The sequence below is a fragment of the Clostridium acetireducens DSM 10703 genome (assembly GCF_001758365.1).
GTDB lineage: Bacteria > Bacillota > Clostridia > Clostridiales > Clostridiaceae > Clostridium_C > Clostridium_C acetireducens.
On record NZ_LZFO01000037.1, the window covers coordinates 1 to 22,877 of the forward strand.

At 26.2% G+C, this 22,877-nt stretch carries 26 protein-coding genes, 6 tRNA genes, 1 other RNA gene and 3 other annotated features; of the genes, 2 read left to right on the forward strand and 31 right to left on the reverse strand.

What is annotated here, in order from left to right; genetic code table 11:
- Nucleotides 1-133: 133 nt before the first annotated feature.
- From CLOACE_RS09890 to CLOACE_RS09990, 22 genes are all read right to left on the reverse strand, one after another.
- Complete coding sequence (locus CLOACE_RS09890) at nt 134-1,081, reverse strand: GNAT family N-acetyltransferase (protein ID WP_070110941.1); 948 nt, start codon at nt 1,079-1,081, stop codon at nt 134-136.
- A 117-nt stretch (nt 1,082-1,198) separates the two neighbouring features.
- Nucleotides 1,199-2,446 (reverse strand): DUF1015 domain-containing protein, encoded by a 1,248-nt coding sequence (locus tag CLOACE_RS09895; protein WP_070110942.1) that lies wholly within the window; start codon nt 2,444-2,446, stop codon nt 1,199-1,201.
- Between the two features lie 11 nt (nt 2,447-2,457).
- Nucleotides 2,458-3,534 (reverse strand): pyridoxal-phosphate-dependent aminotransferase family protein, encoded by a 1,077-nt coding sequence (locus tag CLOACE_RS09900; protein ID WP_070110943.1) that lies wholly within the window; start codon nt 3,532-3,534, stop codon nt 2,458-2,460.
- 69 nt (nt 3,535-3,603) lie between these two features.
- Nucleotides 3,604-3,799, reverse strand: a binding site (T-box leader).
- A gap of 114 nt (nt 3,800-3,913) precedes the next feature.
- Entirely contained in the window at nt 3,914-4,141 is a 228-nt protein-coding gene (locus tag CLOACE_RS09905; protein WP_242866461.1) for a hypothetical protein, read from the reverse strand.
- 16 nt (nt 4,142-4,157) lie between these two features.
- A complete protein-coding gene (locus CLOACE_RS09910) occupies nt 4,158-4,340 on the reverse strand; it encodes a hypothetical protein (protein ID WP_070110944.1) in 183 nt (60 codons plus the stop codon).
- 156 nt (nt 4,341-4,496) lie between these two features.
- A complete protein-coding gene (locus tag CLOACE_RS11810; RefSeq protein WP_175429459.1) occupies nt 4,497-4,655 on the reverse strand; it encodes a hypothetical protein in 159 nt (52 codons plus the stop codon).
- A gap of 8 nt (nt 4,656-4,663) precedes the next feature.
- The gene (locus CLOACE_RS09915; RefSeq protein WP_242866462.1) at nt 4,664-5,452 is read right to left on the reverse strand and encodes an EFR1 family ferrodoxin; all 789 of its coding nucleotides are present in this window, start codon (nt 5,450-5,452) and stop codon (nt 4,664-4,666) included.
- Between the two features lie 62 nt (nt 5,453-5,514).
- The gene (locus tag CLOACE_RS09920; protein ID WP_070110946.1) at nt 5,515-6,222 is read right to left on the reverse strand and encodes a beta/alpha barrel domain-containing protein; all 708 of its coding nucleotides are present in this window, start codon (nt 6,220-6,222) and stop codon (nt 5,515-5,517) included.
- Between the two features lie 25 nt (nt 6,223-6,247).
- Nucleotides 6,248-6,745, reverse strand: coding sequence for an NAD(+) diphosphatase (locus tag CLOACE_RS09925; protein WP_070110947.1), 498 nt, complete (start codon nt 6,743-6,745; stop codon nt 6,248-6,250).
- Nucleotides 6,746-6,841: 96 nt separating this feature from the next.
- Nucleotides 6,842-7,534: a DNA/RNA nuclease SfsA gene (gene sfsA / locus CLOACE_RS09930; protein ID WP_070110949.1), complete on the reverse strand. Its 693-nt coding sequence runs from the start codon at nt 7,532-7,534 to the stop codon at nt 6,842-6,844.
- Between the two features lie 81 nt (nt 7,535-7,615).
- Nucleotides 7,616-7,870, reverse strand: coding sequence for a pro-sigmaK processing inhibitor BofA family protein (locus CLOACE_RS09935; protein ID WP_070110951.1), 255 nt, complete (start codon nt 7,868-7,870; stop codon nt 7,616-7,618).
- A gap of 75 nt (nt 7,871-7,945) precedes the next feature.
- The gene (locus CLOACE_RS09940; RefSeq protein WP_242866463.1) at nt 7,946-8,209 is read right to left on the reverse strand and encodes a DUF2508 family protein; all 264 of its coding nucleotides are present in this window, start codon (nt 8,207-8,209) and stop codon (nt 7,946-7,948) included.
- 60 nt (nt 8,210-8,269) lie between these two features.
- Nucleotides 8,270-8,866, reverse strand: a complete 597-nt coding sequence (gene recR / locus CLOACE_RS09945) for a recombination mediator RecR (RefSeq protein ID WP_070110953.1) — start codon at nt 8,864-8,866, stop codon at nt 8,270-8,272.
- 20 nt (nt 8,867-8,886) lie between these two features.
- Nucleotides 8,887-9,228, reverse strand: a complete 342-nt coding sequence (locus CLOACE_RS09950) for a YbaB/EbfC family nucleoid-associated protein (protein ID WP_070110955.1) — start codon at nt 9,226-9,228, stop codon at nt 8,887-8,889.
- A gap of 24 nt (nt 9,229-9,252) precedes the next feature.
- Nucleotides 9,253-10,905: a DNA polymerase III subunit gamma/tau gene (gene dnaX, locus CLOACE_RS09955; RefSeq protein WP_070110957.1), complete on the reverse strand. Its 1,653-nt coding sequence runs from the start codon at nt 10,903-10,905 to the stop codon at nt 9,253-9,255.
- A gap of 140 nt (nt 10,906-11,045) precedes the next feature.
- Nucleotides 11,046-11,310: signal recognition particle sRNA large type (gene ffs / locus CLOACE_RS09960), an RNA gene on the reverse strand.
- 11 nt (nt 11,311-11,321) lie between these two features.
- A tRNA-Ser gene (locus CLOACE_RS09965) sits at nt 11,322-11,411 on the reverse strand.
- Nucleotides 11,412-11,506: 95 nt separating this feature from the next.
- Nucleotides 11,507-11,599: transfer RNA gene (locus CLOACE_RS09970), tRNA-Ser, on the reverse strand.
- A 51-nt stretch (nt 11,600-11,650) separates the two neighbouring features.
- Complete coding sequence (gene tadA / locus CLOACE_RS09975) at nt 11,651-12,100, reverse strand: tRNA adenosine(34) deaminase TadA (protein WP_070110959.1); 450 nt, start codon at nt 12,098-12,100, stop codon at nt 11,651-11,653.
- Between the two features lie 26 nt (nt 12,101-12,126).
- Nucleotides 12,127-12,825 carry an arginase gene (locus CLOACE_RS09980; RefSeq protein ID WP_070110961.1) on the reverse strand — a complete coding sequence of 233 codons (699 nt, stop codon included), beginning with the start codon at nt 12,823-12,825 and terminating at the stop codon, nt 12,127-12,129.
- A 182-nt stretch (nt 12,826-13,007) separates the two neighbouring features.
- A tRNA-Arg gene (locus CLOACE_RS09985) sits at nt 13,008-13,084 on the reverse strand.
- Between the two features lie 66 nt (nt 13,085-13,150).
- Nucleotides 13,151-13,720 (reverse strand): TetR/AcrR family transcriptional regulator, encoded by a 570-nt coding sequence (locus CLOACE_RS09990; protein WP_070110962.1) that lies wholly within the window; start codon nt 13,718-13,720, stop codon nt 13,151-13,153.
- 108 nt (nt 13,721-13,828) lie between these two features.
- Between CLOACE_RS09990 and CLOACE_RS09995 the strand changes: the two genes are divergently transcribed.
- Nucleotides 13,829-14,716: a phosphatidylserine decarboxylase gene (locus tag CLOACE_RS09995; protein ID WP_070110965.1), complete on the forward strand. Its 888-nt coding sequence runs from the start codon at nt 13,829-13,831 to the stop codon at nt 14,714-14,716.
- Nucleotides 14,717-14,759: 43 nt separating this feature from the next.
- The gene (locus CLOACE_RS10000; RefSeq protein ID WP_070110966.1) at nt 14,760-15,395 is read left to right on the forward strand and encodes a RusA family crossover junction endodeoxyribonuclease; all 636 of its coding nucleotides are present in this window, start codon (nt 14,760-14,762) and stop codon (nt 15,393-15,395) included.
- 23 nt (nt 15,396-15,418) lie between these two features.
- Here the strand turns inward: CLOACE_RS10000 and CLOACE_RS10005 are convergent, their stop codons facing one another.
- From CLOACE_RS10005 to CLOACE_RS10045, 9 genes are all read right to left on the reverse strand, one after another.
- Nucleotides 15,419-16,678 carry an NAD(P)/FAD-dependent oxidoreductase gene (locus tag CLOACE_RS10005; protein WP_070110968.1) on the reverse strand — a complete coding sequence of 420 codons (1,260 nt, stop codon included), beginning with the start codon at nt 16,676-16,678 and terminating at the stop codon, nt 15,419-15,421.
- Between the two features lie 150 nt (nt 16,679-16,828).
- Nucleotides 16,829-17,257 (reverse strand): DNA-binding protein, encoded by a 429-nt coding sequence (locus CLOACE_RS10010; RefSeq protein WP_101495417.1) that lies wholly within the window; start codon nt 17,255-17,257, stop codon nt 16,829-16,831.
- Between the two features lie 77 nt (nt 17,258-17,334).
- Nucleotides 17,335-17,411, reverse strand: a tRNA-Arg gene (locus tag CLOACE_RS10015).
- Between the two features lie 63 nt (nt 17,412-17,474).
- Nucleotides 17,475-17,565: transfer RNA gene (locus CLOACE_RS10020), tRNA-Ser, on the reverse strand.
- A 32-nt stretch (nt 17,566-17,597) separates the two neighbouring features.
- Nucleotides 17,598-17,688: transfer RNA gene (locus CLOACE_RS10025), tRNA-Ser, on the reverse strand.
- Nucleotides 17,689-17,825: 137 nt separating this feature from the next.
- Complete coding sequence (gene serS, locus CLOACE_RS10030) at nt 17,826-19,106, reverse strand: serine--tRNA ligase (RefSeq protein WP_070110970.1); 1,281 nt, start codon at nt 19,104-19,106, stop codon at nt 17,826-17,828.
- 59 nt (nt 19,107-19,165) lie between these two features.
- Nucleotides 19,166-20,098: a D-2-hydroxyacid dehydrogenase gene (locus CLOACE_RS10035; RefSeq protein WP_070110972.1), complete on the reverse strand. Its 933-nt coding sequence runs from the start codon at nt 20,096-20,098 to the stop codon at nt 19,166-19,168.
- Nucleotides 20,099-20,175: 77 nt separating this feature from the next.
- Nucleotides 20,176-20,381: a binding site (T-box leader), on the reverse strand.
- A gap of 38 nt (nt 20,382-20,419) precedes the next feature.
- Nucleotides 20,420-20,620: a binding site (T-box leader), on the reverse strand.
- A 65-nt stretch (nt 20,621-20,685) separates the two neighbouring features.
- A complete protein-coding gene (locus CLOACE_RS10040) occupies nt 20,686-21,042 on the reverse strand; it encodes a DUF1667 domain-containing protein (RefSeq protein ID WP_070110974.1) in 357 nt (118 codons plus the stop codon).
- A 25-nt stretch (nt 21,043-21,067) separates the two neighbouring features.
- Nucleotides 21,068-22,462 carry an NAD(P)/FAD-dependent oxidoreductase gene (locus CLOACE_RS10045; protein ID WP_070110977.1) on the reverse strand — a complete coding sequence of 465 codons (1,395 nt, stop codon included), beginning with the start codon at nt 22,460-22,462 and terminating at the stop codon, nt 21,068-21,070.
- Nucleotides 22,463-22,877 lie beyond the last annotated feature (415 nt).

Sequence of the window (22,877 nt, forward strand, 5' to 3'; positions counted from 1 at the left end):
GTTATAATCAGTATCATGAACCATAGTGAAAACCTCCTGTATGTTTATACTCAACACCTATATCATACATGATTTTCACTATGGTTTTAATATTTTTTATCTGTTGCATTTAATTTTACAATGAACCTATTTATTATTTATCTACTGTGTTATAAAAAGTTATATGATCTCTCCATTTTCCATTTATAAATAAGTATCTTTTATTTAATCCTATTTTTTTAAATCCACAGCCTAATAAAACTTTTTGAGATTTTATATTATCTACTAATGTAGAAGCCTCTATCCTATGTAATCCAATTTCGTTAAATGCATAATTTAATACTAATTTTACTGCTTCTTTCATATAACCCTTTCCTTGTTCAAACTTATCTATAGAATATCCTATAAAAGCATTTTTAAAACTGCCCATTACTATATTAGAAAGCTGTACTTTACCTATAAATTTTTTATCTTTATAAATTCCAAAATTAACACTAACCCCATTTAAAAATTGTTTATAACTTTCTATTAAATTCTTTTTTTGAGATTCCAAAGTATAAAAATCTTCATCTCTAGAAGGCTCAAAATATTTTAAATGCTCTTTATTATTTATATAATAATTTAATACTTCTTCTGCTTTACTAGGAGTTAAAACTTTAAGCTCTAAATTTTTACTACTAAGTACCACATTCCTAGTAATATTTGAACTACTTTCATTATAATAATCTGTACCAAACATTAATTCATCTTTATATACATTATTTAATATAATACTATTGCTAATTATTCCTTCTAAATAAAACCCTAAATCTAAAAAAGGTATAGTATCCATATTTTCATCAACAATTATATTTACTTTATTTATTTTTTTATATTCAAATGCATATTTTGTTATTTTTTTTAATACTTTTTTTAATTGAATTCTACTATTATTAGATTTCTTATAAAATTTAAGCCTCATACTACAATATTTACTCATTGATATAAATTCTATAATGAATATTCTTCCTATAGTTATTCCTATGGAATCTTTTATAATAAATTCATTTTTTTCTTTATTTAAAGCATCTATAGTTATAGAGTTTTTATTTGAAAACACCATTATCATCTCCGAGCAATTATATAATTATTTTATACATATTATATCATATAAAGGCTATGAATTATCATAGCCTTTACTATATAAAACTCTATTTAATTTTCTCAATACCCTTAATTATTAATCTAAATTATGAATGAATAAACCACTTCTAAGTTTCGGTTCAAACCACGTAGATTTTGGTGGCATAACTTTATTTTCATCAGCAACATCCATTAATTCTTTTATTGAAGTTGGATACATAGAAAAAGCAATTCTCATATCATTATTTGCTCTATATTCCAATTCCTCCAATCCTCTTATACCACCTATAAAATCTATCCTATCATCCGTTCTTGGGTCTTTAATTCCTAATATAGGACTTAATAAATTATTTTGTAATATAGAAACATCTAAATTTAAAACAACATCATTGGAATTATAAGTTCCTTTTTTAGCAATAAGTTTATACCATTTACCCTCTAAATACATTCCATAAGTATATTCACATTCTGGTTTATAAGGTCCATTATTTTTATATAATTCCAAATCAAACTTTTCCAATACTTTAGATAAATATTCCTCTGTTGAAAGTCCATTTAAATCTTTTACTACTCTATTATAATCCATTATATATAAATCTGTATCAGCAAATAAAACAGATAAAAAGAAGTTAAATTCTTCATTGCCATTATAATTAGGATTTTTCTCTCTTCTCATTTTACCTACTTTAACTGCAGAAGCTGCTCTATGATGTCCATCCGCTATATAAAGAGATTCTGTGTTTTTAAATAACTTTACTAACTTTTCTATAATAATATCATTATCTATAACCCATACCTCATGCTTAATTTTATCTTCTTTTATAAAATTATATACTGGATCATTAGACTCTACCCATTCATTTATTATATTACTTATTTTTTTATTTTCTTTATATGCCAAAAATATAGGTCCTGTATTAGCATTACATACATCTATATGTCTTATTCTATCTTCTTCTTTTTCTTTTCTTGTATGCTCATGTTTTTTTATTACATTATTATCATAATCATCTATTGATGTACAACCCACTATACCAGTTTGTGCTCTACCATTCATTGTAAGTCTATATATATATAAATAATTTTTATCATCTTTAATTAATATGTTATTATTTATCATATAATTTAAATTTTCTTTGGCTTTATCATAAACTTTTGAATTATATATATTTATTCCATCTTCTAAATCTATTTCAGCTTTATCTACGTGTAAAAAAGAATATGGATTATCTTTTGCTATAATCTTAGCTTCTTTACTATTTACAACATCATATGGAAAAGCCGCTACTTTATCTGCTAATTCCTTTCGTGGTCTTATTGCTTTAAAAGGTTTTAAAATTGCCATTTCAAATCCCCCTACATTTCATTTTTTAATATATAATCTATATTATTTAATAATTCTTTTATTTCTTCTAAAGTATAATCTGCCATATGTGCTATTCTAAAAGTTTTTTGTTTTAGTTTTCCATATCCATTTGAAATTTGAAATCCTCTTTCACCTAATTTATTGTTTAAAATTGAAATATCTATATCTTTAGTATTCTTAATTGTAGTTAAAGTGTTAGACAAATATTTTTCATCTGCAAACAATTGAAAATTCTTCCTACCCCAACTTCTAACATAATCAGCCATTTCTATATGTCTTTTATATCTATTTTCCAATCCTTCTTCTAATATCTTATCTAATTGATAATCCATAGCATACATAATAGAAATGCAAGGTGTAGAAGGATATTGATAGTCCTTTTTTTGTATATAATTATATATTGAAAGTAAATCTAAATAATATCCTCTGTTTTTAACATTTTTAGCTCTTTCTATTGCTTTTTTAGAAAAAGAACATATAGCCATTCCTGGAGGAAGCCCTAAAGCTTTTTGAGTTGAAGTTATACATATATCAACTCCAAGCTTGTCTATTTCTATCTTTGTTCCACCTGCTGAACTAACCATATCTAAACACCATACTACATTCGGATACTTCTTTATAACTTTACTTATTTCTTCTACAGGATTCATAACACCAGTGGATGTTTCATTATGTGTTATAGTTATTAAGTCATATTTTCCTGTAGCTAAAACTTCATCTACCATATTAGCATCTATTGCTTTTCCCCATTCAACCTCAAAAAGATCTGCATCTACGTTATTATTTATAGCCATTTCATGCCATCTTTTTCCAAAGGCTCCTATAGAAAAAACAGCTGCTTTCTTTAAAGTACAAGAGCGTACAGCTCCTTCCATTAAGCCACTTCCTGAAGATGTAGATAATAATATTTCTTCTTTTGTATTAAAAATCTGCCTCATTTTATCACTTATACTTCTTTGTAATAAGGAGGCTTCTTTGCTTCTGTGTCCTATCATAGGCATAGACATTCTTTGTAATACATCTTCTTTTACTTCTACTGGTCCTGGAATAAACAATTTCTTATGCATAAATATTCTCCTCTCTAATACCAATTCTCTAAATTATACCCATAAAAATAAACCTTTCACCCCTTATAATAAAGGGACGAAAGGTTTCCGCGTTGCCACCCTAATTGATCAAATTTGATCCTCTCAAACCGTTAACGATACGGTACCGTACTGCTCATCGCAATCTCCTCAGAGGTGGATTCACAAAATAACATATACTAGTTTACACCATGCACTAGCTCTCTTTAATATGATATTATGTTACTAGCCTCTTCCTAGGTTTTTTTATCTATTATTTTAATTTAAAATTAGCTAATTTTCTTATCATTATATATACAATACTTCAATATGTCAATATGTTTTTCATATATTTATTCATACAAACGTATACATATAATATCTATGTTTGATCTAAACTAGTTAATACATCATCAAATAAATTTTTTATACATTTACCTTCTTTGTAATTATTACAATTTGAGCAACTTTTGCTTAATTTAGTTCCTATGGAGGATTGAAATCCTTCATATATTGGTTCATATCCTATGCAATTATTAGCTACATGCATCATTTGCTCCATATTAGACATTACATGAAATTTATTTATAAATCTTATATTGTTTTTCATAATCACTACACCTCATTTAATTTTTTTCTATATTATTACAAATATTATTGAATAAATCTTTACTACATTGACTATCTCTGTAATTTACACAATTAGCACAGCTTTTAGGTAAAATTCCAGAATACATAAAAAACTCGTTTTTAGGCTCATATTCTAAACAACTATCCGCTACTATCATTTTTTTTTCTATAGATAACATAAAATCAGCTCCTATGTATAAATCTATAATTTATTATCTCCATAAAATAAAAAATAATTACATTTAGCATTATAAAATTATAAAATCATATTAGTTAATAGATATTATATAAATTATAAGTCAATATATAATATCTATTAACTAATATAATTTTAACTATATTAGTGCTGATTCTGTTTCCTTACAATATTTAACATGTAAGCAATAACTAATATTTCTAGCACACTTTTTGCATATACAATTTACATTTTCTACTTTGCATTTACCTTTTAAATATTCTGGACATTTTTTGCAATTACTATATATAATTTTCATTTAACCACCTACTTTATATCTAATGACTTTATAATATTATTTTGTATTTGAACTATTTTTCTACCTTTATATGTTATAGCATTTATAGGACATATGTATATACATCTTAAACATAAAATGCAATTATTATGAAATACTACTTTTCCATTTTCTAAAGTTATATTACTAGTAGGACAATTTCTTATACATCTACCACAGCTCATACATTCATTAGTAACTTGTAAATTTTTTAGTAATTTTGGTAATGTTTTTTTAAAAGCTTTACTAACTAATGCTTCCAATTTTAATTGAATAAAATATGTTTTTTCAATATAAATATTATTGTTTACAAATTTATTTACTATATATTTAACTTTTTTATCAGCTAAATTTAAAATACTTTCTACATAATTTATTTTAGAAATTTTCCCCAAAGCAAAATAATAATTATTAGGCATAGTTATTGTAGTTTGAACAACCACATTATATCCTTTTTTGTGTAATATATTTTTTATAATTTCAATATAAGCGCAGCTCTTACTACCTTGAGTTGAATATATTATACACTTCATATTTTCTTTAGTATTAGGGATCTTTTTTATAAATTTTTCTACTAATTTAGGTGCTGATTTACCATATATAGGGGTACCAATTACAATAAATTTATGTTTACTTATATTTAAATCTTCAATATCTTCGATACTGCACAAATTTAATTCATATCCTTTTAAATCAAAATAATATTTCATTTTATCTGCAATCCATTTAGTATTACCTGTACCGCTAAAATAATAAAGTATACCTTTCAATATTTTCACATCTCCCAGCAATTATACTAAAATAACCTCTACTAAATAATAATAGAGGTTTTAAGATAATATTAAACATCAGAATGTTCTTCATAATATTCTTCCTTATACTTGCTTCTATACTTATTCATTACTTCTTTAAAAATATTTGATATTGGTGGAGGTGTAAATGTTATGGCATTAGCTCCCGCTTCAATAGTTTCTTTAATGCTTTCTTCATTATTGCCGCCAGTTGCTATTATAGGAAAATTAGGATGTGTACTCCTAATTTTTTTTACTATATAAGCTGTTCTTTTAGCTCCAGATACATTTAAAATAGTAGCACCTGCCTTTATTCTAGCATCTATATCCTCATACTCTGATACTACAGTAACTACTATAGGTATATCTATAGTTTCTCTAATTTGTGCTATAACTTCATTTGGAATTGGATTATTTACAACAACTCCCATAGCTCCTTTAAACTCTGCATCTAAAGCTAAATTTACTACTCTTTTCCCTAATGTAAGTCCACCTCCAACGCCACAAAAAACTGGTACATCCGCTGCTAATACAAGAGCCTGAGTTATAACTGGCTGAGGAGTAAAAGGATATACTGCAATAACAGCATCTGCATTAGTATTTCTAATTAAAGAAACATCTGTGCTAAATAAAAAAGATTTTAATCTTTTTCCAAACACCCTAATGCCACTGGCTTCTCTAATAACTCCTGGCAATTCTACCATATGACTACGTAATGTTCCTTTTATCTCCGGAACATATTTATTATTTTTATTCATAATAACACCTCCTAAAAATATTTATTTAATTATATCCTATTTCTTTTAATGTTTTTCTAACTATTCTTTTACCTATTTCATCTTCCTTCATTTCATATAAAGCATTATCTAAGCTCATCCATTCAGCATGCTCCACTTCTGGAGACTTACTAATTTTTCCTTCTTTATACTTAGCCATAAAAGTCAGCATTATAATTTCCTTAGACTCTAAATATTCACTTCCTAAATATTTAACATCCTCAATTACAATACCTGTTTCTTCTTTAACTTCTCTAAAAACTGTTTCTTCAACAGTTTCACCGTTAGTTACATATCCTGATACTAACACCTTAGAATTTTTAAAAATATAACTTTGTTTTAATAATAATATTTCATTATCTTTTATAACCGCCACTATTATACATGGTGTAGGAGTATCAAAATAAAGCATATTATCTATAGGACAATAAGGTATTTCACCTTCATCCCAACTATTAATTGTATTTAATTTTCTTCCACATATAGGACAATACTTATACTTCATAGATTTCTGCTTTAAAATAATTAAGCAGAATTTCACCCCCTTTTAATGTATACATTTTTATTATAATTCATATATAGTAATTTATTCAATTTAAATTTATAAAAAAATTGGTATACTATGCTTTAATTCTATGTAATTTGGTGACAAACTACAGTTGTAAGCAAATATATCTATATTATTTTTTTCTGCATTTCTTAAAACATTACCAAATTTCAAATCAATTTCATCAAAAGGTGAAAAAGATTTTACATTTTCCATTTGAATTAGAAATAAAATTCCTGCACCTGCACCTTCTTTTTTAGCTTCTATTAATTCTAATATATGTTTACGTCCTCTATCTGTAGGTGCATCAGGAAATTTAGCTAAACCATTATATTCATAAGTAACTCCTTTTACTTCAAGATAATAAATATTACATTTATCATCTTCCAATTTAAAATCAAATCTACTATTTTTAAAAGTTTTTTCCCTTTCTATTTTATTATATTTAATTAATTTATTAATTTTTTTATTTTTTAAAGCCTCTTCTACTACTTTATTAGGTATTTGGGAATCTATATTAATTAATTTATCATTCTTATATCCTGCTATTAAATCATATTTTGTTTTTCTCAAAGGACTGTTTTCTTCTCTTAAAATAACAGTACAACCAGGTATAAGTATTTCTTTACATCGCCCTGTATTAGGTACATGCACCATAACTTCTTCTCCATTTACATTTACATAAGCTTGAAATCTATTAGGTCTTTTTAAAAACGTTGCCTCTATAACTCTTTTATTAATAACCATACACGCACTCCTATCAAAATACAATATTTAAATTCTTTTAATTTAAGTGTTTTTAGAAATATATAATAAAACTTTATATTATTATAAAAACAATTTAAATATTATTAAAAATATAACTCCTGGTATTCCGAAAAAACCTGCTATTAAAGCAGTTATTGCATTAATTCCTATAAAAAAGTTAAAGTAATTTCCTACTAAGTTTACTAGAACTAATAATATGGCTCCAAACACAGCATTAATAACTAATTTAAAAAATATCTTTAAAGGCCATGAAAAAATTTTCACTACTAAAAACAATGCAAAAATAGCTACCAAAAAATATAATGCATATTCCATATGTGTTCCCCCTTTTTTGTAATAATATATTCTCTTGTAAATAAATAAATGCACAATCTTAATATTGATTGTGCATTATACAACATCTATGTTTTTTACTAAATTTTTATAATTTATTTTAATTTTTAATTTTTTTGCCTGATTTAGCAAATATATATACTTTAATCTAGCTGCTTGTTCTCTATATATAGCATAATCTATAAGATTAGGTTCTTTAACTGAATCAAAATAATTTTGAGCCAATATTAATTCCTCTCTAGCTTCATCTATTGCTTTTATTAAATTTTTTTTACTCTTTGTTAATTTACTTTTTTTCATTAAATCTTTAAATTTAATCACTAAAAACCCTCCTATTTCATATCTATTTAAATAATTGACATAAAACAGGAGTATTATTCATTAAATTTCTTTTCTTCCCTCTAAAGCTTTTGATATAGTAACCTCATCTGCATATTCTAAATCTCCTCCTACTGGAATACCATGTGCTATTCTAGTTACTTTAACACCTAAAGGTTTTAATATTTTAGATATATACATAGCTGTAGCTTCTCCTTCTATATTAGGATTTGTAGCAACAATTACTTCTTTAACATTATCATTAATTCTAGTTATTAATTCTCTTAATTTTATATCTTCAGGTCCTCTTCCTGACATAGGAGATATATTTCCATGAAGTACATGGTATACACCATTATATTCTTTTACTTTCTCTATAGACATAATATCCTTAGCATCTTCTACAACACATATATATTCTTTATCCCTATTAGGATTAGCACATATAGCACAAGGATCACTATCTGTATAATTACCACATACAGAACAATATTTAATAGTACCTCTAGCTTTAACTAAAGCCTCTGCAAATTCTTCTACCTCTTCCTTAGGTAAATTTAATATATGAAGTGTTAATCTTTGAGCTGTTTTATAACCTATACCGGGAAGTTTGGCAAATTCTTCTATTAACTTTTCAATAACTACTGGATAAAAATCCAATTCAGTCACCTCTATCTATATTAAAACATTCCTGGAATATTTAATCCACCTGTTAATTTTTTCATTTCTGATGATGTTTCATCTTCTGCCTTTTTTAAAGCTTCATTACAAGCAGTTAATATTAAATCTTGAAGCATTTCTATATCATCAGGGTCTACAACTTCTGGCTTTATTTTTATATTTACTATTTGTTTTTTACCATTTGCTATAGCTACTACAGCTTCTCCCCCTACTGCTGCTGAAAACTCTTTTTCTTCAAGTTTTTTTTGCATATCTTCCATTTGCTTTTGAAACTTCTGAGCTTGCTTAATTATATTATTCATGTTTCCTCCACCATAATTAGGAAATCCACCTCTTGCCATAATTATTTTCCTCCTTATTTTTTATTATTCATTTATTATATCAACTAAATCTTCCCCAAAAGTATCTTTTAATATTTCTTCTGGAGATTTATTTAATTGATTTTCATTTTCCACAATATATTCTACTCTTGATTTTATTTTTAAAATCTCCGAAAATATATCTTCTACTATCTTTCTATTATCTTCTTTTTCTAATCTCTTTTTATTAAAAGCATAGTTTTTATCATATTTTAATATTATTTTATTGCCTTTACAAGCGTAAATTTGAGCTGTTATAAGCGAAGCATATAAAACCATAAGTCTTCTAGCTTTAAATGTTTCTAATATATCCTTCCACTTTTTCTTAACTAAATCTATATCTATATCTATATCATTTTCATTAATCACAGATGATTGATTTTCATTTAAAATTTCTTTTTTATTATTATATTGATTATTATCTTCTTTTTCTATTTTATCATAAATCAATTCTTTATTATCTGTTTTAACTACATTATTTTTAATATTTTTTATATTAAGTATTTTCCCACTTTTAATAATACCTTCTATATTATTTAGTCTAGCTACTATAACTTCTTTAGAACTATCATATTCAATTCTACACATTTTAATAACAGCCATTTCTAAGCATATTCTACTTTGTTTAATCCACTTAGCTTCTTTTTCCACTTCTTGGAGTATTCTTATATTTCTCATAAGTTCTTCAGTTCTTATATTTTCCGATTGCCTTTTTAAGTTTTCTATGTTTTCTAAAGATAAATCTATAATTTCCTCTAAATCATTGCTTATTTTAGATATTAGAAGGTTCCTCATATGATTTATTAATTCCTTTATAAAAACGTAAACATCCTTTCCTGAATATACTACATTATCTATTATTTTTATAGACTGCTCCACATCTCTTCTTATAATTGCATCAGTAATTTTAAATAAATTATCATAAGTAACTAATCCAAGCATTTTTATAACATTATCATATTCTACTTTATTATTTCCCGTACTTATAGCTTGATCTAATACACTAAGAGCATCTCTCATTGCTCCATCAGATAGCCTTGATATTAATTCTAAACTTCTATCATCAGCAAGTACACCTTGATCCGTTACTATATTTCTTAATCTATTAAATATATCTTGTTTTTTTATCCTCTTAAAATCAAATCTTTGACATCTTGAAAGTATTGTTATAGGAAGTTTTTGTGGGTCTGTAGTAGCCAATATAAATATTACATTTGAAGGAGGTTCTTCTAATGTTTTTAAAAAAGCATTTACTGCTCCTTGAGATAACATATGAACTTCATCCATTATATACACTTTAAATTTTGCTTCACTCGGATGATATTGAACATTTTCTATTATTTCTCTTATTTTATCTATTCCATTATTAGAAGCAGCATCTAATTCTACTACATCCATTAAAATACCAGAATTTATTTTTTTACACATATCACACTCATTACATGGTTCTCCATCTTTAATATTTAAACAATTAACTGCTTTTGCTAGGATTTTAGCAGTAGAAGTTTTTCCAGTTCCTCTTGTACCACAAAATAAATAAGCATGAGCTATTCTATTATGTATTATCTGATTTTTTAATGTTACAGTTATATGAGATTGCCCTACTACATCTTCAAATTTTCTAGGTCTCCACTCTCTATACAAAGCTGTATAAGCCATTTAATCAACCCTCTTTAAAATATTTTATATACTATATATTATAAGTTATATGTTATAGAACTTAAACAGCTGATAATATATTTTATGTAAAAAAAAGATACCAACTTTAGGTATCTTTAATAACTAATATAATATGTAAACCGTGCACCTCACTTCGACTTATAACCTATGAGCGTTATCTATATAACTAACTCAAATTAGGTTTGCCTACGGCACACGAAAATATTCACTTACCGCTGCTTCCTTCCGGATCTGACGGGGTTCATGAGTTTCCGTTGCGTAGGGCCCAATTCTCAACATTAGTTATATAGACCAGTCCCCACAAATTAAAGCCTCTATGAGGAATTCAACCCTGCTATAGCGGATTGCAGGTACAGGGCACCGCTAACTCCCCATCTAGCACGGCAAAGATTAAATGGCGGAGAGAGGGGGATTTGAACCCCCGGTAGAGTTTCCCCTACACACGCTTTCCAGGCGTGCTCCTTAAGCCACTCGGACATCTCTCCATATAACTCATGAAACATATTATATTTTTGAAGCCATAACAAAATCTATTATACTACTTTTAATTTATAATTTCAATACTTTTTTATAAAAATATTGGCGGAGAGAGGGGGATTTGAACCCCCGGTACAGTAATATTCTGTACAATTGATTTCGAGTCAATCACCTTAAGCCACTCGGACATCTCTCCTTAAAAATTCACCTATAAATTATACTAAATCTAAATAAACAAATCAATAAATTAATTTTTATTTCTTCTTTCTTTAAAAAACTTTGTTATTATATGGCTACATTCTTTATCATACATCCATTTTACATCTACCCTAGTATTTAAATTATCATTTTGCACTATATTTAATACAGAACCACAAGCACCTAAATTAGGATCAAAAGTTCCTATATATAATTTATTAATTCTAGATTGTAATATAGCCGCAGCACACATAGGACAAGGTTCTAAAGTAACATACATACTACAGTCTAAAAGTCTCCAATTATTTAAAACTAAAGATGCTTTTCTTATAGCAATTATTTCTGCATGAGCTGTAGTGTCTATTAGTGTTTCTTTCATATTATGAGCTCTAGATATTATTTTATTATTTTTTACTATTACAGCTCCTACTGGCACCTCTTTTTGTAAATAAGCTAATTTTGCTTCTTTTATAGCTTCATTCATAAATAATCTTTCCATAATATCTCCTTTTGGAAAATTGACTTTTAACAATACATAAAATAAATTCTTGTAGATAAACTCAAATCCTTTGGATTCCATTTTCTTTTAAAATAATCTATAGTCTTATAAAATAAATTGGATTGATTTACAAATTTTTCAAATTTATCATCAAGCCAAGGAGGAGTCCAAGTTCCAGATCTACATATGTGAATGAAAGATATAGGTATTTTATTTATATCTTTCAATTCTAAATACTCTACATTATAGGTATTATTAATTTCTTCAAATTCTTCTTTACTTTCATAAGTATATGGACTATATATAATATTAGCACCTTTTATTATATTATCCTTTAGTAATTTTCCTAACCAATTTCCGCAATTTAATTCAAAATTTAATGACTTTAACCCTCCATATCCTAAATCAGAATGTGCATCAAAGTTATATACATTTAAACATTTATTCTTCTTAGCTATACTATAAGAAAATTTATGCGAATCAGAAACAAAAACCTTTGTATTCTTATTAAATATAAAATATCTTTTTATATTTTTCCAAAAGTAATTAACCCTACTATCCACTTTTATAAGTGTTTGTAAATCATACCCTCTTCTTTTATATTCTATATATCTTTTATACCAAAGTATAACTTTATTTTTGTTATTTTCAATATATGATCCGCACCACTCTCTTTTTATAGGAATAAAATAATCCCAATCAATACTTAAAAGATTATTGACCACATAATCCCCCCATACTTTAATTATATAATAAAATTCAAATTAAAACTAATAAAATAATTACTTTAATGGTTTTAACTTACATATAATTTGTATAGGTTCTTATATGTTTATAAAAAAATACTGTAATTAGAATATTTATATAAATACTCTAATTACAGTATTTTAAGCATCTTAAAGATTTTTGGTACGCCCGAGAGGAATCGAACCCCCGGCACGCGGTTTAGGAAACCGCTGCTCTATCCTACTGAGCTACGAGCGCACATTCCTTGTTTATTTTATTACAATTAAAAATTAATGTCAATACCAAATTGTAAATACCTGTATATTACTTATTTAATATACCATTAAATATATATTCCATAATCTTATTCATTAATTCATCTATATCATTATTTTCATTATCTATAATTTCATATAATGAAACTGAACATAATAATCCAAAAAAATTATATGCCATAAAAGAAGCTTTACCATTTTTAATTACACCACAGTCTATAGCATGTTGTATATATTTTTGCGTATACATTATATACTCTTGAACATATTGTCTAAGCTCTAATTGTCTGTTATCACTTCCCCATAATTGACTCATTATAACTTTAATAAAATCCTTGTTTTTATTAATTAAATTCAATTGTACTTTACATAGTATTTTTAATATTTTTAAAGGATCTTTTTCTAATTTTATATTATATTCCATTTCCTCTTTTATAATATGCATTCCTTCTATTATTATGTATTTGAAAATTTCCTCTTTACTTTTAAAATGATAATATAAAGTTCCTTTAGCTACTCCAGCATTATATGCTATTTCATCCATAGTAGCTCCTTTATACCCTTTATTAGAAAATACTTTTATAGCCGATTCAAATATTAATAACTTAGTATCATTCATATAAAATCACTCCAACAATATATTGACCAGTCAGTATAAATATATTATACTACTATTTAACGTAAAACAACATTAATATTTATATATTAAAAAATTACAGGAGGAAAAATGATAAAAGTATATAATAGAAAAAATAAATGCTATGAAATAGAAGATGTAGCAGGAGAAAAGTACTTAAATTGGTTATACTCTTCTACTGTAGGTATGAGTTTATTGGAATTATTAATAAAAAGAAAACTTTTTTCAAAGATATATGGAATGTTTTGTGAAAGTAAAATCAGTAAAAAAAAAATATATAATTTTGTAAAAGATTTTAATATAGATACAAAAAATTGTAAAAAATCTATAGAAGAATTTGAAAATTTTAATGATTTTTTTGTAAGAGAATTAACTCCTGAAATAAGACCTATAGATAAAAATAAAAATCACTTTATATCCCCAGGTGACGGAAGAATTACTGTTTACACTAACATAAATTTACAAAACTTAGTACAAATAAAAGGATTTAATTATAGTTTTTCTGAATTAATAAATAATAAAGATTTAGAAAAGCAATATAATAAAGGTACTTGTATATTATTAAGATTATGTCCTACAGATTATCATAGATTTCATTTTATAGATAGCGGAATATGTTCTTCTACAAATAAAGTAAAAGGAAATTACTATTCTGTAAATCCTATAGCTTTAAAAAAAATAAATAAATTATTTTGTCAAAACAAAAGGGAGTGGAGCGTATTTCACTCAAGTAATTTTTCAGACATATTATATGTAGAAGTCGGTGCTACCTGTGTAGGTTCTATAATTCAAACCTATAAACCTAATAACAAAGTAGAAAAAGGTGAAGAAAAAGGATTTTTTAAATTTGGAGGTTCTACTATAATATTATTTTTAAAAAATAATGTATTAAAAATTGATAAAGATATATTAAAACAAAGTTCTCTAGGTTTTGAAACTAAAGTATTAATGGGTGAAAAAATAGGTGAAAAATACTAATATGTTATAATAAATTAAAAACCTTTTAAAGGAGCATTTTAAAATGAATTGTACTTATATAAAAGTCATAGTAAAGGGATCACCTATAACAAAATCAAATTTTAAACTCTCAAATAAATATGGTCGTTCAATACTTCCTTATAATTCAGGAAAATACCACGATAGATATGCTATATACGAAGAAACTATAGCTTATGAAGCTAGAATACAAAATCCTAATAAAATTTTAGAAGGAGAATTAATTGCTTTTTTAAAAGTATATTATAAAAGCGAAAAAAGACATCCAGATACTACTAATATATCTAAAAGCATATTTGACGGCATAGAAAAAAGCGGAATAATTATAAACGATTCCCAGGTAGTGCAATTAATAGTAAAAGAATTTTATGATAAAAAAAATCCTAGATTTGAATTAGAACTTTTCTCTAAAAGCCACTATGAATTTAACTGTAGTATTTGCAAAAGAAAAAATCCTTTAAATACAAAAAAGTACTCTCCTCCACCAAATAAAAAAAATCTACTATACAATGAAAATATTTTAAAAACAAATAATAAGACAAGTGAAAATAATATAATTTACTGTAATATTTGTGGAAATAAAATTCCTAAAAATAAAGCTGTATCTGCCAACAAGGGAAGTATATTAATATGTAGAGAATGTTTAAAAAAACTTTTTTAAACATTCCCTACATATTAATATACTTATTCATTTTCTAATTTAACTATTATTTTATTTAAATCATTATACTTATAAAAAATTTTTTTATCTATATAAATTGATTCAATTTCTGCTGGAACCATTCTTTCTTTTTTAATATGTAATTCTTTAAAATCATTAAAATAAACTGATATATACTTATTAGTACATATATTGTTTACTTTAAATTTTAAAATTATAAAATCTTCTATATTTCTAACATTTATATAATTAGGTACTCCATATTTTATATAATCTTTAAAATATACCTTAATATTTGAATCACTAAAAATATTAGAATTATCTTTTAAATATTCTGCAATATATTTTCCTACTTTAAACCCATCTTCAGTAATATCATCTACTGTATTATGTAAATACACTATATCACCACAAGCAAAAAATCCTTCCATATTAGTTGCAAAATTTTCATTAATTTCAGGACCTAAACTTCTATTTGAAATATATATACCTAAATTTTCTAATATATTACATTCAGGAATAATATTAGGAGCTAATAACAATGTATCACAATATATACATTCTTGTGAGTTTGCTATAGGCTTCATATTTTCATCTACCTTTACTATATTCAATCCTTCTACTCTATCCTTACCTTTTATATCTAATATATTGTGATTTAACTTTAATGGTATATTAAAAAAGTCTAAACACTCAATTAAATTTATTTCTTTTCCCAAACAATATGACTTAGGTTCTATTACAGCTTTTACATTAGCCCCTTCTAAAGTCATTCTTCTTGCAGTAATAAGTCCTATATCTGTTGATCCTAAAATGACAACATCTTTTCCTGGCATATATCCTTGAGTATTTATAAATTTTTGTACTGTACCTACAGTATATATGCCCACACACTTATTTGTATAAATATTAGCTCCTCTAGGATTTTCTCTACATCCCATAGCTAACACTATTGCCTTTGCTTTTATTTCAAATATTCCTTTTTCATTTACTGCTGTAATAACCCTTTCTCTGTTTAACTCTAATACAGTAGTATTTAAATAATATAATATTCCCATATTATTTACTTCAATAATAAATTTTTGAATATATTCTGTTCCTGTTAAATCAATTTTAAAAATTTTAATTCCAAACCCAGTATGAATACATTGATTTAATTTACCACCTAGTTCATTTTCTCTTTCTAATATTAAAATATCATCTATACCTTGTTTTTTTAATTCAATAGCTACTGCAAGACCTGCCGCTCCACTTCCTATTATAATAACATCATGATACAACATACATTAATCCTCCAGAAAAATTTTAAATTACATATATATTATATTACTTATTATAAAACTATTCACCTTAAATAAATAATATATAATAAAAAGCTTTCCTAAATTTAGGAAAGCTTTTTATTGATGTAAGATAGCTATTCATATTTTAAATTAATTTAATTTTTCTATAACATTTCCAGTAATTTTAGGTGCTCCTAATTCACTTTTTTCTTCACTTACTTTACCATATACTTTTATTTTATCACCTTTTTTTACTTCTATTTCTTGAAAATTTATAACATCATATACTCCACAAATATTTTGTTCTTCTGTGTTTACAGTAAACATTGGTAAATCTTTATTGCTTTCATCTATGAAATCGATTACCCCTTCTATATAATAAACTTCTCCTTTAAGTTTTTGTTTATTATTATTAATTTGTGTGAAATCCGCCTTCGATGCTATATTTTTTATTTCTTTATTTACCTCAGCTTTTTTAATATCCTGTTGCACTTTACCCGCACTAGTAGCATTTCCACAACCTCCTAATGAAAATAATAATAATGATGATACAGATAATGTTAATAGTTTTTTAATCACATATACCTCTCCCTTATTTTAAAATTTTATTTAAAAATAAAATAAAACCGTTTAAACTTATTAGTTTCAACGGTTTATGGTGCGTCAGAGAGGATTCGAACCCCCGGCCAACTGGTTCGTAGCCAGCTACTCTATCCAACTGAGCTACTGACGCATATTACTAAAAAATATTAACACAAACTAAAGTATAAAGACACCTAACAATTGTTAGATGTCATGGCGGAGAAAGAGGGATTTGAACCCTCGCGCCGGTTACCCGACCTACGCCCTTAGCAGGGGCGCCTCTTCGGCCTCTTGAGTATTTCTCCATGAGACTTACATAAAGACTTATAAAAAAATATGGCGGAAAGATAGGGATTCGAACCCTAGGTACGGTCACCCGTACGCCGGTTTTCAAGACCGGTGCCTTAAACCAACTCGACCATCTTTCCACATTCTTTGCCTTTCAACATTTATTATTATATCATATATTAGATATATGTCAACATTTTTTTTAAATTTTTATGATAGGCTATGTTACTTTAAAACATAGCCTATCATGATTATTGATGTACATTTAAATAACAATTTATTTTATTACTTCTTTTCCACCAAAATAAGGTCTTAAAGCTTCAGGAATTATTACACTTCCATCTTCTTGTTGATAATTTTCTAGTATAGCTGCTACAGTTCTTCCAACTGCTACTCCTGAACCATTTAATGTATGCACAAATTCTGGTTTTGCCTTTGGATTATCTTTATATCTAATATTAGCACGTCTTGCTTGGAAGCCTTCACAGTTACTACAGCTAGAAATTTCAACATATCTTCCATAACTTGGCATCCAAACTTCTAAATCATATTTAAGTGCTGCTGTAAATCCTAAATCCCCTTTGCAAATTCTAACTATTCTATAAGGAAGTTTTAATCCTTGCAATACATCCTCAGCATCTTTAACCATACTTTCAAGTTCTTCATAAGATTGTTCTGGTTTTGAAAATTTAACAAGTTCTACTTTATTAAATTGATGTTGTCTTACTAGTCCCCTTGTATCTCTTCCAGCTGAACCAGCTTCTGATCTAAAGCAAGCACTATATCCAACATGTTTTAATGGTAGTTTATCACCACTTATTATTTCATTTCTATACATGTTAGTTACTGGTACTTCTGCTGTTGGTATTAAGAAAAAGTCATTATTAGATACTCTAAAAGCATCTTCTTCAAATTTTGGTAATTGTCCTGTTCCTGTTAAACTATCTCTATTTACCATATAAGGTGGAAGAATTTCTGTATATCCATGTTTTTCTATATGATAATCTAAATAATAATTTATAACAGCTCTTTCAAGTCTAGCACCTAATCCTTTATAAAATGTAAATCTTGACCCTGCCACCTTTGCTGCTCTTTCAAAATCAAGTATATCTAAATCTGTTCCTATATCCCAATGAGCTTTTGGTTCAAATTCAAATTTTGTTGGCTCATTCCATCTTTTAATTTCCACATTGTCTTGATCAGATTCACCATCTGGAACTTGAGGATTTGGTATATTGGGAATTCTTAACATTATATATTCTATTTTATCTTCTATTTCATTAAGTTCAATATCATAATTTTTAATTTCATCTGCAAGTTTTTTCATGTCACTTAAAAGTTCATCTGTATTTTTTCCTTCTTTTTTTAATTGAGGTATTTTAGCTGATTCTTGATTTCTTTTACTCTTTAGTTCTTCAACTTTTACTAGTATTTTTCTTCTTTTTTCATCTAAATCAACAATTTTATCTACAACTGAAGTATCAAAATCTTCTCCTCTATTTGCTAGAGCCTCTTTTATTTCTTCTGGATTATTTCTTATTTTTCTTATATCTAACATATTCTTTTTACTAAACTTATTTAAGTTTAGTAATTTTCCCTCCTTTGTTGTGTATTTTATTATATAGCATTCTTGCTATAACTATTAAAATAACTTTCAATTATATTTACAATTTCTTCTCCTATTCGCATTTGAGCTTCCATAGTAGATGCTCCAATATGGGGACTTACAGATACTCTAGGGTGACTTATTAAATCTTTATTTAAAGCAGGTTCTTCTTTAAATACATCAATGCAAGCTCCTGCAACCTTTCCATTTTTTAAGCCTTCTAAAAGAGCTTCTTCATCTACCACTCCACCTCTTGCACAATTTATAATATATACTCCATTTTTCATTAAGTCAAATTCTTCTTTAGATATTGCAGGTGGATTATTTTTATTATATGGTATATGCACTGATATAAAATTCGCTTTTTTCAAAACCTCTTCTTTTGAACCAAACTTATAATCTTGGTATCCTTTTGCTTCTCCTAATATATCTGTATATATTACCTTCATTCCTAAAGCACAGGCTCTTTTAGCTACTTCCTTAGCTATTCTTCCAAATCCTATAAGTCCTAATGTCTTTCCATATATCTCTACACCCTTATATAACTTCTTTTCCCATTTTCCTTGTCTCATTGTAATATTAGATACATTTATATATCTTGATATAGCAATCATGTGACCTATTGTAAGTTCTGCTACAGAAATACTACTAGCTTTAGGAGTATTAAACACTTTTATTCCTTTGCTCTTTGCAAAATTAACATCTACATTATCAAGCCCTACTCCTCCTCTTACTACAACTTTTAGCCTTCTTCCTTTTGCTGCTGCCTCTATAACATTTCTATTAACTTTAGTTGCTGACCTTATTACAAGAGCATCAAAATTTTTAACTTCCTCCATTAATTCATCTTCCGATAAATGTTTTTCTACTACCTCATAGCCATAATCTTTTAATTTATTTATTGCAATTTTATCCATACCATCTGTAACTAATATTCTATACATAATTAATCTCCCCTTTTATACCTTTTTTAATAACAATTTCCATAGTTTTTTGTAAAATAAAAAAGCCTTTTCTCCACTAAAGGGACGAAAAGACTCCGCGTTGCCACCCTGATTGATTAAGAACAAAACTTACTTAACCCTCTCTTATAAACTATAACGTAATTACCGTACTGCTCATCACAGTCCCTCCGAGGTGGATTCACTAACATTAGATATCAGTTTACACCAACCACTGACTCTCTTTTACCCTTTGCAAGTTACTATTCCTCTTCTATGGTTTATATTTTAATTTTTTGTAAAATAAAAAGCCTTTTTTCCCAATAAAGGGACGAAAGACTCCGTGTTGCCACCCTAATTGATTAAGCTAATAACTTAATCCTCTCTTTAAACTATAACGGAATTACCGTACTGCTCATCACAGTCCCTCTTGAGGTGGATTCACTAACATTAGGTACCAGTTTACACCAACCACTGACTCTCTTTTACCCTTTGCAAGTTACTATTCCTCTTCTATGGTTTATATTATCTATATGCGTTTGTTTAATATTATATACACATTTATTTTTTTTGTCAATAGATTATTAAAATTATTTTTTTATATTTTTGGTACATAAAATATCTATACTTGTATTTAAAATATTTTTACATACCACATCACCTATATTTATAGGTGCTCCAACATAAAGTCTGCTCAAAGCTTTTGAACAATCAAACCACAATTTTCTATCTATAGGCTTGCTACTTTTTACAGGTACTACATTACACATTGCACCTTTTGCTCTAACTATAGTTGTAAAAATATGTTTATTTCCTAATAGTCTATTATTTATATAGTTTAATGCTTTTTCACATGGATTATTTATTATTTTTATATTATCTCCATTAACCTCAATTTCTATAACACAATTTTTTTTACATTGTTTACAAATAATTTTTCTTATCATTTTAATTCCTCCATTACTAAACTAACTACATACTATTAAATTGTTTAATTCTTACTGAAAGTATATTAGAATTTTTAGAATCCTTAACTATATCACTTATATTTTTATTAGTTTCTCTAGCTAATATAGATATTATTTTGTCTAAGCAATAAGAACCTTGACAATCTCCTAAAATTGCTCCAGTTCTTCTTTTTATACCTTCTATAGTACGAGCTCCTAAAGGTCTTCGTATTGCATCTATTATTTCTCCTTCTGTTACATGTTTACAATTACATATTATTTTACCATATTTTTTGTCCATATTTATTAAATCAATTTTTTCATTATTAGAAAGCTCTTTAAATCTATATATTTCCCTTCTTTTATCTACAAAATCCTTTTTAAGCATACAATTGAGATTACTCACTATAGTTTCACATGCAATTTTAGCAATAGCTGGTGTCATAGTAACTTGACCATAATGCTTTCCTGTCACCTTTATGTAACCTTTATCAATAAGACTATCATCTATTATTATTTTATTTTCATAATAAGACCAATGATAAAATGCACTTACTTTTTTATGATCTACTTGATTAAACAATAATTTAGACTTGCTTAATGTTTCTTCATATTGAAAACTTCTATTTGATTTTAAAGCTAATAATATATCTCCTTGTATAGTATTTGAGTATTGTATTTCTTCATTATCATTTATTATATTTATTATATTACCAGAAGAATTAAAAGCTCCTTTTTTAAATAGCATAAAATTAAGTTTTTTATTATTTTTTTCTATTGATTTTTCTAAAGGAGAGTTTACCGTATAAATATCCCCTGGTATTGTATTTAAAACCATATTACAAGTAAATTTATTTTTATTAGTTATAACTCTAAAACCCTTAGATATTTTTTGTATATCTAAAACTTCTTCTTCTAATTTAAAATTTACACCATTATCAAAAGCAACTTCTCCATAAGCTATAGCTAAATCATAAGGACATATAACTCCTTTATTTTTTGAATATAAAGCATTTTTAACATTAATATTTAAATTAGGCTCTATATCACCAATACTATTTTTATCTAACATATATATATCTTTAATTCCTCTTTTTTTAGCTCTTTCATATATATACTGGATTTTTTTTGATTGGTAATCACTTTCAAATATTGTTAAAGAATCTTTTCTTTCAAAAGGAACATTAAATTTTTTTGTAATTTCATTCATCATATAATTTCCCATGATTTCTAATTTGCACATCAAATTATCTTCGCATTCCACACCATCATATACTATAGAGGAATTTATAAGTGCAACATCATCTGCTATATCATAATCTTTTTCTATAAGTGCTATATTAAGACTATATTTTGATAATTCATAAGCTGCAGCACATCCAATTATTCCTCCTCCTAATATCAGTACATCATAATCCATTAAATTCATCCTCTCAAATATTATATAATACTCCCTATAATATATAATAATATAGTACTGTAGTTTTATAAAGTAAATTATTTTATGGAAAAGAAACTATAAAAGCTGGTGCAAATATAAATATTAAAGTTAAAACTATACTTATAATTATTATTTTTTTCATATACATACCTCCACTATTATTATATACTGGAATTATTTACAAATAAATACTTATCATGAAAAAAGTTCAAAAAATAAAAAATAATTTAAAATATGTGTACATATTTTAAATTATTTTTTATATTTGAGGAAATTGCACAATTAAACTTCCTCAATTATATTTAAAAATCATTACTTTTTGTTAATAATTAACTATTTTGTTCAGAAAAAGATAATAGCAAAGCTAAGGTGCTATTGCACCTGTGGATAACTT

Coding starts and splice junctions, on each gene's coding strand:
- CLOACE_RS09950 (WP_070110955.1), bottom strand. CDS start 9,228: ATGGCAAGAGGTGGATTTCCTAATTATGGTGGAGGAAACATGAATAAT.
- CLOACE_RS10040 (WP_070110974.1), bottom strand. CDS start 21,042: ATGATAAGAAAAATTATTTGTAAACAATGTAAAAAAAATTGTGTTATA.
- CLOACE_RS10005 (WP_070110968.1), bottom strand. CDS start 16,678: ATGTTGTATCATGATGTTATTATAATAGGAAGTGGAGCGGCAGGTCTT.
- CLOACE_RS09990 (WP_070110962.1), bottom strand. CDS start 13,720: ATGAATGATACTAAGTTATTAATATTTGAATCGGCTATAAAAGTATTT.
- tadA (WP_070110959.1), bottom strand. CDS start 12,100: ATGGAAAGATTATTTATGAATGAAGCTATAAAAGAAGCAAAATTAGCT.
- CLOACE_RS09925 (WP_070110947.1), bottom strand. CDS start 6,745: ATGAAGTATAAGTATTGTCCTATATGTGGAAGAAAATTAAATACAATT.
- CLOACE_RS09910 (WP_070110944.1), bottom strand. CDS start 4,340: ATGTTATCTATAGAAAAAAAAATGATAGTAGCGGATAGTTGTTTAGAA.
- CLOACE_RS09920 (WP_070110946.1), bottom strand. CDS start 6,222: ATGAATAAAAATAATAAATATGTTCCGGAGATAAAAGGAACATTACGT.
- CLOACE_RS10000 (WP_070110966.1), top strand. CDS start 14,760: ATGAATTGTACTTATATAAAAGTCATAGTAAAGGGATCACCTATAACA.
- CLOACE_RS09900 (WP_070110943.1), bottom strand. CDS start 3,534: ATGCATAAGAAATTGTTTATTCCAGGACCAGTAGAAGTAAAAGAAGAT.
- CLOACE_RS09895 (WP_070110942.1), bottom strand. CDS start 2,446: ATGGCAATTTTAAAACCTTTTAAAGCAATAAGACCACGAAAGGAATTA.
- CLOACE_RS10035 (WP_070110972.1), bottom strand. CDS start 20,098: ATGTATAGAATATTAGTTACAGATGGTATGGATAAAATTGCAATAAAT.
- dnaX (WP_070110957.1), bottom strand. CDS start 10,905: ATGGCTTATACAGCTTTGTATAGAGAGTGGAGACCTAGAAAATTTGAA.
- CLOACE_RS10045 (WP_070110977.1), bottom strand. CDS start 22,462: ATGGATTATGATGTACTGATATTAGGAGGAGGAATAATTGGATGTGCT.
- CLOACE_RS09890 (WP_070110941.1), bottom strand. CDS start 1,081: ATGGTGTTTTCAAATAAAAACTCTATAACTATAGATGCTTTAAATAAA.
- CLOACE_RS09995 (WP_070110965.1), top strand. CDS start 13,829: ATGATAAAAGTATATAATAGAAAAAATAAATGCTATGAAATAGAAGAT.
- CLOACE_RS09905 (WP_242866461.1), bottom strand. CDS start 4,141: ATGAAAAACAATATAAGATTTATAAATAAATTTCATGTAATGTCTAAT.
- CLOACE_RS09935 (WP_070110951.1), bottom strand. CDS start 7,870: ATGGAATATGCATTATATTTTTTGGTAGCTATTTTTGCATTGTTTTTA.
- sfsA (WP_070110949.1), bottom strand. CDS start 7,534: ATGGTTATTAATAAAAGAGTTATAGAGGCAACGTTTTTAAAAAGACCT.
- CLOACE_RS11810 (WP_175429459.1), bottom strand. CDS start 4,655: ATGAAAATTATATATAGTAATTGCAAAAAATGTCCAGAATATTTAAAA.
- serS (WP_070110970.1), bottom strand. CDS start 19,106: ATGTTAGATATAAGAAAAATAAGAAATAATCCAGAAGAAATAAAAGAG.